17 protein-coding genes and 1 tRNA gene are annotated in these 15,687 nt (G+C 71.8%); 7 read left to right on the top strand and 11 right to left on the bottom strand.

Going from position 1 to position 15,687, the window contains the following annotated elements:
• Positions 1-6: 6 nt before the first annotated feature.
• The gene (locus tag AC0IY0_RS19205) at positions 7-891 is read right to left on the bottom strand and encodes a LysR family transcriptional regulator (RefSeq protein WP_147907836.1); all 885 of its coding nucleotides are present in this window, start codon (positions 889-891) and stop codon (positions 7-9) included.
• A 573-nt stretch (positions 892-1,464) separates the two neighbouring features.
• On the opposite strand from AC0IY0_RS19205, the gene AC0IY0_RS19200 reads away from it, so the two are divergent.
• The 3 genes from AC0IY0_RS19200 (at position 1,465) to AC0IY0_RS19190 (ending at position 5,368) form a co-directional block, all read left to right on the top strand.
• A complete protein-coding gene (locus AC0IY0_RS19200; protein ID WP_471765103.1) occupies positions 1,465-2,643 on the top strand; it encodes an HD domain-containing phosphohydrolase in 1,179 nt (392 codons plus the stop codon).
• A gap of 179 nt (positions 2,644-2,822) precedes the next feature.
• Positions 2,823-3,848 (top strand): histone deacetylase family protein, encoded by a 1,026-nt coding sequence (locus tag AC0IY0_RS19195; protein WP_471765016.1) that lies wholly within the window; start codon positions 2,823-2,825, stop codon positions 3,846-3,848.
• A 170-nt stretch (positions 3,849-4,018) separates the two neighbouring features.
• Entirely contained in the window at positions 4,019-5,368 is a 1,350-nt protein-coding gene (locus tag AC0IY0_RS19190) for an MFS transporter (protein ID WP_147907833.1), read from the top strand.
• Positions 5,369-5,479: 111 nt separating this feature from the next.
• On the opposite strand, the gene AC0IY0_RS19185 is transcribed toward AC0IY0_RS19190, so the two are convergent.
• Together AC0IY0_RS19185 and AC0IY0_RS19180 are read right to left on the bottom strand one after the other, a co-directional pair.
• Positions 5,480-6,181: a DUF1013 domain-containing protein gene (locus tag AC0IY0_RS19185; protein ID WP_147907832.1), complete on the bottom strand. Its 702-nt coding sequence runs from the start codon at positions 6,179-6,181 to the stop codon at positions 5,480-5,482.
• 444 nt (positions 6,182-6,625) lie between these two features.
• Positions 6,626-7,681: an ABC transporter substrate-binding protein gene (locus AC0IY0_RS19180; protein WP_471765014.1), complete on the bottom strand. Its 1,056-nt coding sequence runs from the start codon at positions 7,679-7,681 to the stop codon at positions 6,626-6,628.
• A gap of 269 nt (positions 7,682-7,950) precedes the next feature.
• Here AC0IY0_RS19180 and AC0IY0_RS19175 point away from each other — a divergent pair, with 269 nt between their 5' ends.
• Positions 7,951-8,619 carry a methyl-accepting chemotaxis protein gene (locus AC0IY0_RS19175; RefSeq protein WP_471765013.1) on the top strand — a complete coding sequence of 223 codons (669 nt, stop codon included), beginning with the start codon at positions 7,951-7,953 and terminating at the stop codon, positions 8,617-8,619.
• Here the strand turns inward: AC0IY0_RS19175 and AC0IY0_RS19170 are convergent.
• Positions 8,514-9,140: a TetR/AcrR family transcriptional regulator gene (locus tag AC0IY0_RS19170; RefSeq protein ID WP_471765011.1), complete on the bottom strand. Its 627-nt coding sequence runs from the start codon at positions 9,138-9,140 to the stop codon at positions 8,514-8,516. The genes AC0IY0_RS19175 and AC0IY0_RS19170 overlap by 106 nt on opposite strands.
• 104 nt (positions 9,141-9,244) lie before the next feature.
• On the opposite strand from AC0IY0_RS19170, the gene AC0IY0_RS19165 reads away from it, so the two are divergent.
• Together AC0IY0_RS19165 and AC0IY0_RS19160 are read left to right on the top strand one after the other, a co-directional pair.
• Positions 9,245-9,919: a PspA/IM30 family protein gene (locus AC0IY0_RS19165; RefSeq protein WP_147907829.1), complete on the top strand. Its 675-nt coding sequence runs from the start codon at positions 9,245-9,247 to the stop codon at positions 9,917-9,919.
• A gap of 66 nt (positions 9,920-9,985) precedes the next feature.
• Positions 9,986-10,261 carry a YiaA/YiaB family inner membrane protein gene (locus AC0IY0_RS19160; RefSeq protein ID WP_007563059.1) on the top strand — a complete coding sequence of 92 codons (276 nt, stop codon included), beginning with the start codon at positions 9,986-9,988 and terminating at the stop codon, positions 10,259-10,261.
• Between the two features lie 19 nt (positions 10,262-10,280).
• Here AC0IY0_RS19160 and AC0IY0_RS19155 read toward each other — a convergent pair whose 3' ends face one another.
• The 3 genes from AC0IY0_RS19155 to AC0IY0_RS19145 all read right to left on the bottom strand — a co-directional run bounded on the left by AC0IY0_RS19155 (position 10,281) and on the right by AC0IY0_RS19145 (position 12,632).
• Positions 10,281-11,165 (bottom strand): hypothetical protein, encoded by an 885-nt coding sequence (locus tag AC0IY0_RS19155; RefSeq protein WP_471765102.1) that lies wholly within the window; start codon positions 11,163-11,165, stop codon positions 10,281-10,283.
• Between the two features lie 111 nt (positions 11,166-11,276).
• Positions 11,277-12,221, bottom strand: coding sequence for a ribose-phosphate pyrophosphokinase (locus AC0IY0_RS19150; RefSeq protein WP_147907828.1), 945 nt, complete (start codon positions 12,219-12,221; stop codon positions 11,277-11,279).
• Positions 12,222-12,395: 174 nt separating this feature from the next.
• Positions 12,396-12,632: a DUF4170 domain-containing protein gene (locus AC0IY0_RS19145; RefSeq protein WP_147939526.1), complete on the bottom strand. Its 237-nt coding sequence runs from the start codon at positions 12,630-12,632 to the stop codon at positions 12,396-12,398.
• Positions 12,633-12,855: 223 nt separating this feature from the next.
• On the opposite strand from AC0IY0_RS19145, the gene AC0IY0_RS19140 reads away from it, so the two are divergent.
• Positions 12,856-13,329 (top strand): hypothetical protein, encoded by a 474-nt coding sequence (locus AC0IY0_RS19140; RefSeq protein ID WP_471765008.1) that lies wholly within the window; start codon positions 12,856-12,858, stop codon positions 13,327-13,329.
• 9 nt (positions 13,330-13,338) lie between these two features.
• Here AC0IY0_RS19140 and AC0IY0_RS19135 read toward each other — a convergent pair whose 3' ends face one another.
• From AC0IY0_RS19135 to AC0IY0_RS19120, 4 genes are all read right to left on the bottom strand, one after another.
• Entirely contained in the window at positions 13,339-13,572 is a 234-nt protein-coding gene (locus AC0IY0_RS19135) for a hypothetical protein (RefSeq protein ID WP_147939524.1), read from the bottom strand.
• A gap of 131 nt (positions 13,573-13,703) precedes the next feature.
• Positions 13,704-14,252 (bottom strand): hypothetical protein, encoded by a 549-nt coding sequence (locus AC0IY0_RS19130; protein ID WP_246692295.1) that lies wholly within the window; start codon positions 14,250-14,252, stop codon positions 13,704-13,706.
• Positions 14,253-14,338: 86 nt separating this feature from the next.
• The gene (locus tag AC0IY0_RS19125; protein WP_471765006.1) at positions 14,339-15,319 is read right to left on the bottom strand and encodes an amidohydrolase family protein; all 981 of its coding nucleotides are present in this window, start codon (positions 15,317-15,319) and stop codon (positions 14,339-14,341) included.
• A 248-nt stretch (positions 15,320-15,567) separates the two neighbouring features.
• Positions 15,568-15,660: transfer RNA gene (locus tag AC0IY0_RS19120), tRNA-Sec, on the bottom strand.
• Positions 15,661-15,687: the final 27 nt, after the last annotated feature.

Here is a 15,687-nt window from a genome sequence, read left to right as displayed (position 1 = left end):
GACGCTTCAGCCCCGCAGCTGCGCCACGAAGGCGCGCATGAACGGCGGCAGGCCGTCGAGGTCGCGCAGGCACAGGGTCAGGTCGCGACGGGCCCACGGATCGGAGAGCGGCACCACCGCGATGGCGAGGCCCTGAGCCGCCCGGGCGGCGGCGCTCTCGGGGAGCACCGCGAGCCCGACCCGGGCCTGGACCAGACGGCAGACGGCATCGAAGCCGCGCAACTGCACCCGCAGACGCATCGGCCGCCCCTCCCGCACTGCCTGGGCGACCAGGAACCGGCTGATGGCGCTGCGCCGGTCGAGGCCGACCAGGTCGTGGCCGAGCACCTCCACGAAGGGGATGTCGGCCCGCGCCGCCAGGGGATGGTCCCGGGCCGCCACCAGCACGAACCGGTCCTCCCGGAACGGGAAGGTCTGGAGCGAGCCGGTATCGACCGTGCCGGACAGGATGCCGAGATCGGCCGCGCCCTCGGCCACCAGCCCGACGATCTCCTCGGAGGTGCGCTCGTCGATCTCGACGCCGATCCCGGGATGGCCGGCCAGGAAGGCCGAGAGCGCGTCGGGCAGGAACTCGGTCAGCGCGTTGGTGTTGGCAAGCACCCGGATCTGCCCGGCCGCGCCGCCCGAGAACACCGCCATCTCCTCGCGCAGGCGCTCGACGCCGGCCAGGATCTCCCTTGCATGGGCCAGGAGCGTGCGCCCCGCCGGGGTCGGGCTGACGCCCTGCCGTCCTCGGGTGAGGAGCGCGGCGCCCAGCGAATCCTCCATGATCCGGATCCGCGTCGAGGCGGCCGCCAGGGCGAGGTTCGCCCGCGCCGCCCCGTGGGTGATCGAGCCGGCCTCGACCACGTGCCGGAACAGGCCGAGGTCGGTGAGATCGAACCGCATCATCGCCGAAGGCCCCTCTCAGCAGCGGCACCACCGGGCGCCTTGGTCCCGCAGCGACGGCGCGGGACGGTAGCGTCGCCCGGCACGCGTGTCAGCGACCGCCGGAGGCCGCGTCGCCCGAAGCCGCGTCGGCAACCGGAGCGGCGCAACGGGGGATCGGACACCGCAGAATCAACACAGGCACCGGATCGACATTTTTATCGGTCGATATCATTTGTAATCGCACTACTAATTCTGAAATATTACGTTCTCGATTCATAAAAGACTGCGTCAATCCAACCTCAATCTGATATTTACTGACGCATATCAAGTTATAATCTAAGAGCGCGAGGGCGAAATCATTTACTCCCCTTTAACGTGCACTATTCCAAATGTATCGCATCACCGCCGAGACTTCCCCGATCGCGGACGGCACCGTCACCCGCGATCGTCACCGGATCGGATCATGACCGCTTCCAGCCCTCCGGATCCGACGTCGGAGACCCGCGGCTCCCGGCGCCCGCGGGCTGCCGTGATCGCGGCGCCGACGCCCCGCCCGTCCTGCATCCGGACCGCCGAGCGAGGCGAGACGCCATGATGGACGCGCTCCTGGTTGACGACAGCGCAACCATGCGCCTGCGCCTGCGCCAGATGCTGGAGGCCAAGCCCGACGTCAGCGTGACCGACTACGCCGACCCGGCCGCCGCCCTCGTGGAGGCGCAGATGCGCGCCTTCGACATCGTGCTGGTCGACTACCACATGCCGGCCATGGACGGGATCGCGTTCATCCAGCGCATGCGCACCATCCCGCACTACGCGCAGGTGCCGATCGCGATGGTGACCAGCGACATCTCCGACGCGGTGCGGCTCGCCGCGCTCGAGGCCGGGGCGACCGACTTCCTCGACAAGTCCATGCGCGGCATCGAGCAGACCGTTCGGCTGCGCAACCTGATCCGCCTCGCCAAGGCGGTGCGGCGGCTGGCCGAGCAGGCCGCCTGGCTCGACGGCGAGGTCGAGGCGGCCCTGCGGCACATGCGCGAGCGCGAGGAGGAGATCATCTTCCGCCTGTCGCTGGCCGTGGAGTATCGCGACAACGACACCGGCGACCACACCTGGCGGGTCGCCCGCTACAGCCAGATCGTGGCCGAGGCGCTCGGCCTGCCGGCGGAGGCCTGCCGCAACCTGTACCTCGCCGCGCCGCTGCACGATGTCGGCAAGGTCGCCATCCCGGACGGCATCCTGCTGAAGCCCGGCCGGCTCGATCCGGACGAGTTCGCCCTGATCAAGACGCACGCGACCATCGGCCAGCGCATCCTGGGCGGCAGTTCCTCCGAGCTGATCCGGCTGGCCGCCGAGATCGCCGAGGCGCATCACGAGAAGTGGGACGGCAGCGGCTACTCGAAGGGGCTCGCGGGCGACGCGATCCCCCTGGCGGCCCGGATCGTCGCCGTGGCGGACGTGTTCGACGCCCTGACCACGCAGCGCCCCTACAAGGAGGCGATGCCGTTCGAGGCGGCGCTGGCCTGCATCCGGGCCGACAGCGGCCGCCATTTCGACCCGGCCTGCGTAAAGGCGTTCTGCGCGCGCTGGCCGGACGTCCTCGTGGCCGGCGGTCAGGAGCGGGCCACCGGCCGGCGGGACGCCCACGCCGTCACCGAGCCCTGGGCCCGGGTGCCGACCCTGCTCCGCGAGATCGCGGCCGAGACGCCCGTCCTGGCGAGCCGGCTCGTCGACAGCCCCGACGCCGACGAGCCCGCCTACAGGCGCCACGGATGAGGCCGCATACGTCCTGATCCCCGGAAATCCCGGCTTCGAACGGGCGAGACCTTTCGCGGGACCAAGGCAGAGCCCTGGTGCGCAGAGCCCTGGTGCATCGGGCCCACCGGGCGCGACACCGCCGGCACCGCGGACCGAGCCGGGGTGACGCGGCGCAAAGCTGCGCCTAACCTGCCCCCATGCGCGTCTTCCACACCGCCGCCTCCGCCCGGCACGATCCCGACCAGTATTTGCGGCGGGGCACGCCGATCCCGCATCCCGAGCAGGCCTCGCGCTACGCGATCCTGCACGAAGCGGCCCGGGACGGCGGCCACGCCCTCGCGGAGCCCGCCGATCACGGCCTCGACCCGATCCGGGCGGTGCACGATCCCGGCTACCTCGCGTTCCTGGCCGAGGCCTGGGCACGCCGGTCGGAGATCCCGGGGGTGGCCGACGAAATCCTCACGGGCAGCTTCGCGCGCCCGCAGATGCACCGGACGCCCGCCGGCCTGCTCGGGCTCGCCGGGCTCTACACCGCCGACACCTCGACGCCGATCCGGGCCGGAACCTGGGCGGCGGTCTACGGCGCGGCGCAATGCGCCGTCGCGGCCGCCGACGCGGCCCTTGCGGTCGGCCACGCCTACGCGCTGTGCCGGCCGCCCGGCCACCATGCCTACGCGGATTCGGCCGGCGGCTTCTGCTTCCTCAACAACAGCGCGATCGCGGCGGAGCGGATGCGGGCGGCCGGGGGCGGCCCCGTGGCGATCCTCGACATCGACGTGCACCACGGCAACGGCACGCAGGGGATTTTTTATGCCCGCGGGGACGTGCTTACCGTTTCGGTCCACGCCGACCCGTCGGACTACTTCCCATTCTTTGCCGGATATGCCGACGAGGCCGGGGCGGGGCCCGGCGCCGGCCTCAACCGCAACCTGCCGCTGCCGCCGGGCTCTGGCGACGCGCCCTGGCTCGCCGCCGTGGAGGCCGGGCTCGCGGCGATCGCGGCGTTCCGGCCGCGGGGCTTCGTGGTGGCCCTGGGCCTCGACGCCGCGGCGGACGACCCGATCGGCGTCCTCACGGTGACCGGAGCGGGCTTCGCCGCGGCGGCGCAGCGAATCGCACGCGCCGGGCTACCCACCGCGATCGTCCAGGAGGGCGGCTACCTCTGCGCGGCCCTGCCGGAGAACCTGACGACCTTCCTGGGCGCCTTCGACGCGGCCCGCTGAGCCGGGCCTCGGCGCAGCCCGGAGACTGCACGGCGTGGTGCGAATATGGCGCAGCACGACACGAATAGTGTCACCCAAGCCTCTGCACGCGCCGACGCGGCGGCGGCGACCTGTATACCTGCCGGGGAGGGGGCCGCGTCGGTTGCGGTCCCACCGGGAGGGCGCGAGCGATGCGTGGGGGCGATGTCCGGCTACCCGATGGGGCCAACGCACCCTGGCACGCCGGCCTGACCCGGCGGCACTGGCGCATTCTCTGGGGCAGCTATCTCGGCTGGATCTTCGACGGCTACGAGGCGGTCGCCCTGGTCTACGCGCTCCGCCCGGCCCTCGGATCGCTCCTCACCCCCGAGCAGGCCCAGGCGCCGGCCTTCTACGTGGGGGCGGCGATCGGGATTACCCTCCTGGGCTGGGGGCTCGGCGGGCTGATGGGCGGAATCGCGGCCGACTACATCGGCCGCAAGCGCATGATGATGCTGTCCATCCTCGGATACGCCCTGTTCACGGGGCTGACGGCGTTTGCCGGGAGCTTCGCTCAGCTCGCGATCCTGCGGTTCATCACCGGTCTCGCCATCGGCTCCGAATGGTCCACCGGCATCGCCCTGGTCGCCGAGACCTGGCCGAACCGGGCCCGGCCGAAGGGCTGCGGCTTCCTGCAATCGGGCTTCGGCGGCGGTGCGGTGCTCGCCGCGATCGTCTGGGCGCTGCTCGCCGCCTTCGAACCGCTCGGCCCGGAATCGTGGCGGATCATGTTCGCGCTGGGGGCGCTTCCGGCTTTCGTCTGCCTGTACCTCCGGCGCGCCCTGGAGGAGTCCGAGCAGTGGATGCAGGCCCTTCGCGAGCAGCGCTGGGCCGCCACCGCCGAGGACGCCGCGAGCACGCAGCGCAGGGGACGGCGTCCGTTCTCCCTGACGGAGATCTTCCGGGAACGCGAGAGCCGCCGGCGGGTCCTGCTCGCCACCCTGATGTCGTTCGCCACGACGGTGGGCTGGTGGGCGGTCTCGTCCTGGCTGCCGGCCTACACGGAGGGGCTGGCCAAGGTCGCAGGCGAACCCGCCAACGTGTGGGGCCCGCGCATGGGCATCATCTACAATGTCGGGGCGATCACCGCCTACCTGCTCTCCGGCTTCGTGGCGGATGCGGTCGGGCGGCGCACCTTCCTCCTGATCACGTATGCCGGCTGCATCGTCACCTCGCTCGCCTGCTATCTCTGGACGGGCGGGCTGGTGCCCTTCATGGGGCTCGCGTTCCTGAACGGGTTCTTCACCCTGGGCTTCGCCTTCTCGTGGATGGCGATCTACCTGGTGGAACTGTTCACCCCGGCGGTGCGGGCGACGGCAGCCAGCGCCGTGTTCAACGGTGCGCGACTGATCGCCTGGATCTTCCCGATCATCGCCGGGCAGATCGTCACCCTGTCGGGCGGCGTGGCCGCCGCGGCCCTGACCATGTCGAGCGTCTACGCGATCGGGCTGATCGTGCCGTGGTTCATGCCGGAGACGACCGGGAAGCCGCTCCCGGATTGACGGCCTCGGCCTGCCCGCCGGAGAAGGGGAGGGACGTCGGCGCACCTGCCGAGACGCCCATCGCGGATGCGCCCCTCGCCCACGGCGGGCGCGGGGCGCGGATCGCCGATCCTACGCCTCGTCGTCCTCGCCCTGATGCCGGCCCTTGAGCTTGGCGAAGACCGAATCGGCGTCGATCCGCTCCTCACGGCCGCCATGCTCGCCGGCGTCCTCGGCTTCGGGGGCCGTCGAGACCTCGGTGGGCAGCAGCGAGGCGCCGGAATCGGCCGCGAGCGCGGCCGGGCGGTCGGCCGCCGCGCGCTGGACCTCGAAGTCGAGGTTGATCTGGGTGGTCAGGCCCAGGGTCACCGGGTCCATCGGCTGGAGCGAGCCGGAATTCCAGTGGGTGCGCTCGCGGATCTGCTGGATCGTCGACTTGGTGGTGCCGACCAGGCGGATGACCTGCGAATCCTTCAGCTCGGGGTGGTTGCGCAGCAGCCACAGGATGGCGTTGGGCCGGTCCTGGCGGCGGGACAGCGGGGTGTAGCGGGGGCCCTTGGTGGTGCGCTTCACCTCAGGCAGCTTCACCTTGGAGACGGCCGGCTTGAGCTTGTAGTGAGGCGCCTTCTGGGCCTTCTCGATCTCGTCGCGGGTGAGCTGGCCGGTGGAGACCGGGTCGAGCCCCTTGATGCCGGCCGCGACCTCGCCGTCGGCGATGCCCTTCACCTCGAGCGGGTGCAGCTTGCAGAAGTCGGCGATCTGCTCGAAGGCCAGGGAGGTGTTCTCGACCAGCCAGACGGCGGTCGCCTTCGGCATCAGCGGACCCTGGGACATGTACTCTCGTGCTCCGGCCTGGCGGGACGGGGGCCGGGCACCGGGCCGCGGGCTCCGGATGCAGATCCAGAAGTCCCGTCTCACGCTGTCGAATGGGGATGAGCGACTATAGGGCCGCCCGGGGAAGGGCGCAATCGCGAGTTCGGGACGCCGGGCGCCGATTAACCGAAGCCCGAGCCCCGGCGACAAACCGGATGTGAGCCTGACCGACCCAGCGGCGAACGCCGCACGCGGCCCGATGCGGCCGGGAGTGCAGAGAATGGTCATCGTACTGGCATGGTCCAGAAAAGCGAATGGCGGTGGAGCTTCCGGCTCCGCCTCGCCATTCCTCTCTGGGCTTGGCTACACCTCAAGCAGGTGAATGCCAGGGATCGGCGGTAGCCGCCAATCCCGCTCCCGAACGTAACGCGGCCCGGAGCGGGCAACAATGTCCGGGCCGACGCCCTACTTCCCCGGCAGCCCGTGCACGATCGGGAAGAACGTGTCCTTCCAATCCTTGGGCTCGGCCTTGATGGTCTTCATCGCGTAGAAGTGCCGGGCCTGGAGCATGATCCCGTACGGGGTGGTGGAGAAGGTGGTGCCGGGCTCCTTCATGATCGCCACCAGCGTCTCGGGGGGCGTCTTGTCGTTGGTGGCGGCGACGTAGTCCTTGGCGGCCTGGAGCGGGTCCTTGGCGATCTCGGCATTCGCCTCGTCGATGGCGGCCACGATGGCGGCGGCGAGCTTGGGGTTGCGGGTGAACCAGCCGGTCCGGGCGTAGAAGATCGCGTTGCTCACCGGCTCGCCGACCAGCTCGTAGGAGTTGAGCACCGCGTGGATCGCCGGGTCCTGGAGCTCGCGCTGCTGGAACGGCGGCAGCGAGAAGTGGCTGTTGACCTCGTTCTGGGGGCTGGCCAGCGCCGCCACCGCGTCGGGATGGCCAAGCTGGACGGTGAGCGGATCGAGCTTGGTCGCCCCATCGGGGCCGAAAGCCTTCTTGGCGGCGATCTGGAGCAGCACCGCCTGGGACGAGACCTTCACGGAGGGCAGGGCGATCTTGTCCTTGCCGGAGAAGTCGCCGACCGTCTTCACGTCCGGGTTGCGGGTGAGCAGCAGCATCGGCGTGCTGCCGACGCCACACAGCCCCTTCACGTCGCCGCGGGTGCGGTCGTTCAGCAGCAGCATGTTGGTGGAGCCGCTGTCGACGATGTCGATGTTGCCCGAGAGCAGCGCGTCGTTGCCGGCTGCGCCGCTGGTCAGGTTCACCCACTCGACCGTGACGTCCCCGAGCCCGGCCGTCTTGGCCTGCTTCTCGATCAGCTTGTGCCGCTCGGCCAGCACCGCCGGCAGGTAGACGAAGCCGGGCTGCCGGCTGATCCGGACCTTGGCGTCGTCGGCCTGGGCCGGGACAGCGAGCGGGGCGGCGAGCGCCAGCCCGGCCAGCAGCAGGGCGGCGTGGCCGCCCCGGAAGAGGTGACGGCAGAGTCCCGGAATCGTCCTCGCCCGCAGCGCACGCACCATGTGTGTCCTCCCTGGCCCGCCGGCTTCATGTCCGGATGCGGGCTTTATTGGCGCCGAGTGGACAGCCTCATGCCGATAAGCGCAAGGCCCGGCGCGGTCTTCACGGCGCGGTAATGGTAACGTCGCACCGTCTCTCCGCGTGAAATTTTCGTTCCGGAGGGGGCCGAAGGGACCGTCCGCCGCGCCGACGCGCTCGACCGCCTGACCCGGGCCTTCGAGGCCCAAGGGGCGACCTGAGCCGGGGCCTCGCGGCGGCGGCCACCGAGGAGATGTCGGCCTCGGTCCAGGAGATCGCCGGGCAGGTGCACCGCACCTCGGAGGTCGTCGGACGCGCGGCCGAGACCACCCGCCAGGGGGAGGCGACCGCGCGGGCGCTCGCGGACGGCACCGAGCGGATCGGCGACGTGGTCGGGCTGATCGCGTCGATCGCCAGCCAAACCAACCTGCTGGCGCTCGATGCCACCATCGAGGCGGCCCGCACCGGCGAGGCCGGGCGCGGCTTCGCGGTGGTGGCCTCGGAGGGCAAGGCGCTGGCCGGGCAGACCGCCCGGGCCACCGACGAGATCGCGACCCAGATCGCCCGGATCCAGGGCGAGACCCGTCAGGCCGTGGCGGCGGTCGGCGAGGTCGGCCAGACCATCGAGGAGATGCGCAGCATCGCGGTCGGGGTCGCGGCCGCCATGGAAGAGCAGAACGCCGCGATCCAGGAGATTGTGCGCGGGGTGGTGAGCGCCAGGAGACCGGACGATCGGGCTCCCGAAGGACTCGGCCTTTCGCGGGGCATCGGGGCGGAGACCCGACCGTTCCAGCCAGACCCTGATCGCGGACGGGTTCAGGCGTACGGAAAACCCCGCACCGCGGCCCGCACCAGGGCGTCGATCATCGGGCGGACATCCGCCGCCCCGAGGGGCCCGAGGCCGCCGAGATCGGCCAGGTAGGTCATGCCGTGGACGCTCGACCAGAGCGCCCGGGCCATCACCGGAATCGCGGCCTCGGCGAGCTGGCCGCCATCGCGCAGCACCCCCTCCAGGACCCCGAACAGGGCCGCGATGTCGGCCTGGACCGAGGCGGGCGCCGCCACCGTGCGCCGCTCGAAGATCGCCACCCAGGCGGGATGGTGCTCGGCCGCGAACGCCAGGTAGGCGTCGGCCAGGCACAGCAGCCGGGCTTCGGTCTCCCGGGACGGGCAGGCGGAAAGCGCCGCCGCCAGGGCGTCCCGCAGGCGCCGCATCGTGATGGCGTTGGCCTCCAGCCGCAGCAGCTCCAGGCTGTCGAACTGCGTGTAGACCGAGCCGACCGCGGTGCCGGCCCGCTCGGCGACCGCACGGGCGGTGAGTGCCCCCGGCCCGCCCGCGTCCAGGATCGCCACCGCGGCCGCGATCAGCGCCTGACGATCCGCCTGGCGGTCGGTCTGCCCCTTGCGCGGGCGGCCCCTCAGTTTTTTCTGAACGTCGTTCATTTAATGCCTTGCCGGGCCCGTCGGGCTGTGCTTATGTCTTTCATGAACGGCGTTCAACAAATTCCGGACAGGGTCCGGTGCGCCGCTCCCCGAGGTGAACCGTGATGAGGACCCTCTCCCTCCTGATGCGCGGCGTGATCGCCGACAACGCCCAGGCGATCCACGACGCAAACGCGGTGACGATCCTGCGCCAGCAGATCCGGGAGGCGGCCGGAGCTGTGGCGACGGCCCGGCGCGAACTCGCCGTCGCCATGGCCTACCACGCCGCCGAGGCCCGCGCGCTGGACGCGATCGACGCCCGGATCGAGACCCTGTCGGACGGGGCGCGCCGGGCGCTCGCCGACGGACGCGCGGATCTCGGCAGCGAGGCGGCAATCCACATCGCCGCCCTGGTGGACGAGCGCTCCGACCGGCAAGCCGCCGCCGCCCGCTTCGGCGCCGAGATCGAGCGGCTGAAGCGCCTGGTCGGGCAGGGCGGCGACCGGCTTCGGGACCTCGACCGCGGCCTTCAGACCGCCCGGACCACCGAGGCGCTGCGGCGGGCGGGGATCCAGGGGCGCCGGGTCACGGCCTTGTCGGCGGGCGCCCTCGGTGAGGCCGAGCGGACGCTGGAGCGCCTGCGCGAGGCCCAGGCCGCCGAAGCGGATGCCGCCGAGGCCCTGGCGGGCCTGGAGGCCGAGGCGGCGTCCGGGATCGAGGCCGCCCTCGACGCCGCCGGCTACGGCCGTCCCCGCACCGACCCGCGGACGGTGCTCGACCGCCTCCGGGCCCAGGCCTGACCCGTCGTTCCGTTCGCCACCCGAAGAACCACCCGAGCAACCACCCGAGCCACAGGAGCACGACCTATGATGCCGCAGATGCCCCACACCGCCGCCTGGAAGACCTTCACGCTGGTGAGCTTCACCGCCGCCGCCGCCATGCTGGCGATCGGGATCTTCTTCCTGCCCGCCGATATCTGGATCAAGGGCTACCTCGCCATGGCGGCGCTCTTCCTCACCGGCACGACCTTCACCCTCGCCAAGACCCTGCGCGACGAGCACGAGGCGAGCCGGCTGATCAACAAGATCGAGGACGCCGCCGCCGAGCGGGTGCTGCGCGAGGCGGTGCCGGGCCGGCTGTGACGGCGGTCACCGCCCTGTCTCAGGCTGTGGCGGCCAGGAACGCCGCCACGGCGTCCGAGAATTCCGGGGTCCGCAGGTAGCCGTAGGATTTGTGCCGGTTCTCGGTGCCGTCCGGCCTGCGGTAGGCGTTGATCACCGGCACGTCCCGCACCCGCACTCCGGCGGCGTTGGGCGGGTAGGTCTCGGCGAGGTCGTCGCCCACCGTGGCGATGTCCTGGCGGTCCATCAGGTTGGTCCAGGCCGTGACCGCCTCCGGCACGCGCAGGTCGCCGTGTTCGTCCGCGAGCTTCAGCTTCAGCTCGGCGAGCCCCAGGGGCGAGCCGAGGGTGACCAGGGTGCAGCGGGGCAGGGGAGTCCCGTCCCGCTCGGCGGCCCGGAGCACGTCGTAGGCGATCAACCCACCCATCGAGTGCGCGGCGATCAGCACGTCGCGGTCGACCGTCTCGGTCAGGGCCTCGTGCAGGCGCGCGCGGGCTGCGGCCCGGAACGCCGCGTCCGCGTGATAGCCCCAGAGGTCGTCGAGGCGGTATTCCAGGATCAGGTCGTCGACCGGGGTGAACCCGGTGGCCTCCTCCAGGTACGAGAGGCCGCGATAGATCCGGTCGGTGAGCGTCGGCTCGGCCTGCTCGGGGTCCGGGGACGGGAACGGGCCAGTGCCGGGTTCGGCATCGTAGGGCTCGCGGTTGCGGTCGCCGGCCAGGGGCTGCGGGTAGCGCAGGTCCGCCCAGTACACGAAGGCGAACGGCACCTCGGGCGGCGCGGCGCCGCGATTGCGGGCGAGGCCTTCCAGGATCGCCGCGCGCCACCACGCGGCCTTCTCATCCCGGGGCGGCTTGTTGGCGAGCCCGTGGATGCCGATGAGTGTCGTCCGGCCCAGGGCCCGCCCTCCCGGATCGCGATGCATCCGCAGCCGGGAGGTAGCGCCGAAATCCCGCGCCGGAACTGCGACGAATGCTGCGCCGGCTGTGCGGCGCGTCGAAGACATGCCGCGCGTCTCCGCGGAGAACCCGCGCGGTCAGTCGAACAGGCTCGAAACGCTGGCCTCGGTGGCGGTCCGGCCGATCGCCTCGCCGAGCAGCGGCGCGATGGTCGCCACCCGGATGTTGCGGGCGAGCTTCACGGCCTGCGTCGGCTGGATCGAATCGGTGATCACCAGCTCCTTCATCCGCGAGGCGGCGATGCGCGAGACCGCGCCGCCGGAGAGCACGCCGTGCGTGATGTAGGCCGACACGTCCTTGGCGCCGGCGTTGAGCAGGGCCTCGGCGGCGTTGACCAGGGTGCCGCCGGAATCGACGATGTCGTCGACCAGGATGCAGGAGCGGCCCTCGACCTCGCCGATGATGTTCATCACCTCGGATTCGCCCGGGCGCTCCCGGCGCTTGTCGACGATGGCCAGCGGGCAGTCGATCCGCTTGGCGATGGCCCGGGCGCGCACGACGCCGCCGACATCCGGCGAGACCACCATGCGGTCGGCGCTCGGCAGCCGCTCCTTGATGTCGCGCACCATCACGGGGGCGGCGAACAGGTTGTCGGTGGGGATGTCGAAGAAGCCCTGAATCTGGCCGGCGTGCAGGTCGAGGGTCAGGACGCGGTCGGCCCCGGCCTCGGTGATCAGGTTCGCCACCAGCTTGGCCGAGATCGGGGTCCGGCCCGAGGTGCGCCGGTCCTGCCGGGCGTAGCCGAAATACGGGATCACCGCCGTGATGCGCCGGGCCGATGACCGACGCGCGGCGTCGATCATGATCAGCAGCTCCATCAGGTGGTCGTTGGCCGGGAACGAGGTCGACTGGACGATGAACACGTCCTCGCCGCGCACGTTCTCCTGGAGCTCGACGAAGATCTCCATGTCGGCGAAGCGCCGGACCATGCACTTGGCCAGCGGCAATTCGAGATAGGCGGCGATCGCCTCGGCCAAGGGCCGGCTCGCGTTGCCGGCGATGATCTTGATCGAGGATTTCATGACGTCCGCCCAATCGCGGCCGCGCTTCGCGCCGCGCTCCGAAAACCGGCCCGCACCGGGCCGGATGGATCTGATGACGGGCGAGGCTCTTAGCAGCGGGCCGAAGGTGTCACAATGCCTTCACGGGCGCGCCGCACAGGCGGGCGCCCGGACCGGCCGGTGCCGGAGGCCAGCTCAGGCGACCGGCGGCTCCAGTAGCCGGTGCAGGTGGACCACGAAGTAGCGCGTCTGCGCGCTGTCGACGGTGGCCTGCGCCTTGGCCCGCCAGGCGGCCTGTGCGGTGGCGTAGTCCGGGAAGATGCCGACGATGTCGAGGCCCTTGATGTCCCGGAACCGGACGCCGTCGAGGTCCTGCAACTCACCACCGAAGACCAGATGGAGCTTCTGATCGTTATCGATCGCCGTCGCCATGACCTCTCCTCTCGATGTCCCGCCCGCGGCGCTCGCAGATGGCAGCCGCCCGGTCAAGCCCGAATGTCCGTCCCCGCCCCATCACACAACCGGGAGCTGGCGTGCCCCGGGACGGCACCATCGCCGGTCCCCGACCCGGCCTCCACTGGAAGCCCCTGACGGAACCCGGGCGCGGCGACGCGGCAGGTACGAAACCGGCCCGCGTCCATGCTAGGGGCGAGGCATGACACGCATGCTACTCCGCGTCGCCACCCTCGCGCTCGGGCTCTGCGCCGTGCCGGCGCTGGGACAGCCGGCGGCCAAGGCGCCGGCTCGCGCGGGCCAGGATCGGACTGGCCAAGATCGGACTGGCCAAGATCGGGCGAGCCAAGATCGGACTGGGCACGACAAGGCCGCCTCGGACAGGAAGAATGCCGGGTCAGCCGGCGGACAGGTGATCGGCTGCCCGTCCCTGGCGAACTACCGGATGCTGATGCACGACGGCGCCCCCGCGGCGGCGGCCGTGCTGGCCGACCCCAAGGCGGACCATCTCGGCTGCACCCTGATGTCGCGCGCCGACATCACCGGCCTGGCCGACCGGGTGTCCCTGGGTGGGCGGAACTACGAGTGCGCCGGCGTGCCGGGGACCACGGCCTGCCACTGGATGGAGGCGGGGGCGGCCGGTCGCCCCGCTCCGGCGAGCCCGACGGGGCGCTGACCGGCCGCCTCAGCGCAGATGACCGCTCGCGCGAAGGTCCCGCTCGACGGCCTCGTGGACAGTCTGGAGAGGGTTGTCGTTGATGGCGGCCGGCGGGTGCAGCGGCTTCATCGGGCCGGGCCTCGGATCGTGGTCGAGCCGGATCGCGGGCACGTCGGCCGCGCGCGACGGCCACCGGGCGGCGAGCCTGCGCAGGGCCGCCTGGGCGCCCGGCGGGAGGAGCGGAAGGACCTTGTCGATCATGGCATGCGGGACGGTGCGGACCAGCGCGGGAGAACCCGGCGCGTCGGGCGGGCCCCCGGGGAAACGGGCCGGCGGATCCGCCGTTCCGTTTTCGAGCCGGACGGGGCGATTCGGGTTGGGGGATCGGCGCCTCATCGGCGGCCCGGGCCGAGGCGCGACAGGTCGGGCAGGAACGCGGGATCGGTCAGGGCGGCGGCCAGCACCGCGAGCAGCCCGAGATGCAGGCCCGCCGCGAGCGGGAGGCCCTGGACCGACCAGAGCCCGATCGCGCCCGCCGCCATGAGCGGCGGCCCGACGACGTAGATCGGCGTGCGCCATGGGCCGGCGGGCCGGGCGAGGCGCCAGAAGCAGCCCACGAAGGCCGCCAGCGCGAAGCCACCCTTCATCAATGCCATGAAGCGGAGCACCCGCACGAGATCGGGATCGACGGCCGTGCCGGGCCCCCGCGCCGCGATGGCGGCGGCGCCCAGGACGGCCAGGGCCGTCAGCAGGCCGAGCAGGCCCCGCGCGCGGCCGGAGGCGAAATCGAGGATTTGGTCGGCTGCAGCCGGTCGGCCGACCCGTTCTCCGGCCGTATCCCGGACGGCGGATCCCGGCCCGAACCAACGGTCCCCGCGTCCGCGGGGACGTGTTCCGAACGCCGGCAGCCAGCGTTCGGGACGATGCTCCAGGCCCTGCATCTCAGTCTCCTCCAGGGCGCACGGCCGGCCGGGCGATTCCGGGACCGGGTTCTCGGTCCAGGCGCATCCGCCCCCGCGAATTTCGCTCAGAAGTCGTATAACCGCTTTGGATTCTCGACAAGGATCCTGTCACGGGTGGCGCGCTCGGGCACCCAGGTGGCGAGCAGGTCGAGCAGGCGGCCGTCATCGATGTCCTGCGCGGGCGCGAGGTCCGTGGGCTTGCGGCCGGGCTTGGGCGTGCTGTCCGGATGCGGCCAGTCGCTGCCCCAGACCAGCCGCTCCGGGTTCGCCGCCACGAGGGCCCGGGCCAGCGGGGCCACGTCGGGATAGTCGGGCGCCCGGGTCGAGGCGCGGTAGGCGCCCGACAGCTTCACCCAGGCCTTTCCACCGCGCACGAGGTCGAGCACGTCGCCGAAGCCCGGCTGGTCGGGGCCGAGGGCCGCCTGCGCGCCGGCGAAGTGGTCGAACACCACCGGCACCGGCAGGGCGGCCAGCTGCGGCTTCAGCGGGCCGATCACCGACAGGCGGGCATAGACCTGGAGGTGCCAGGGCCGCTGCCCGATCTGCTGGACGGCGCTCTCCAGAGCCTTGGCCGAGGCCGCCGGATCGAACACGCCGGCCTGCTCCAGGTTGACCCGGATCCCGCGGATGCCGGCTTGGGCCAGCGCGTCGAGCTCGGCTGGGGTGGTCCCGGGCCCGATCACTGCAACGCCGCGGGCGCGCTTCGGGCCGAGCAGGCGCAGACCGTCGAGGGTGGCGGCGTTGTCGGTGCCGTAGACGCTGGGCGTCACGATCACGACCCGGTCGAGCTTGAGCGCGTGCTGGAGCGCGAGCAGGCTCTCGGGCGGATCGACCGGCGGGGTGTAGCCGCGCCCCGCCCAGAACGGGAACCTGGCCGGATCGGGGATGACGTGGACGTGGCAGTCGCAGGCCCCCGGTGGGACCTCGAACGAGACCGGGCTCCTGGCGGTCGGCGCGGTGGCCTGTCCCGCGGCCCGGGCCGCCGTGTCGGTCAGGGCGAGGCCGTTGGCGAGGGCCATGGCGAGCGTTTGCCGGCGTGACAGCATGGCGGGTCTCCTCCGGATTTTTGGGCGAACTTCTGCGAGCGCCTCATCCGGATCGGACCACCCTGGCGCGAGTCGCGCAAGCCGGTCCGGTGTCAAAGAGCCCGCGACGACCGCCGACAGGGACGGGAGCGCAGGCGCTTGGGCGCAGCGTCGAGCGCAGCCACGGTGACGGCGGCCCTGACCGCGATCGCAGCGGACGATCGCCGATCCGCGCGCCGGTGGGCGGCGGAGTTTCGCGGAAGCGGATTTGGCGGAAGCGGATGGGAATCGAACCCACCGTACGCTGTTGGCGTACCACTGGTTTTGAAGACCAGGGGGGCCACCAGACCCCGTTCGCCTCCGAGGGCGGGGGTACGGGCCACTTCCGG

The organism is Methylobacterium sp. AC315, from assembly GCF_979253755.1.
This window is presented reverse-complemented; position numbering and strand designations above follow the sequence as displayed.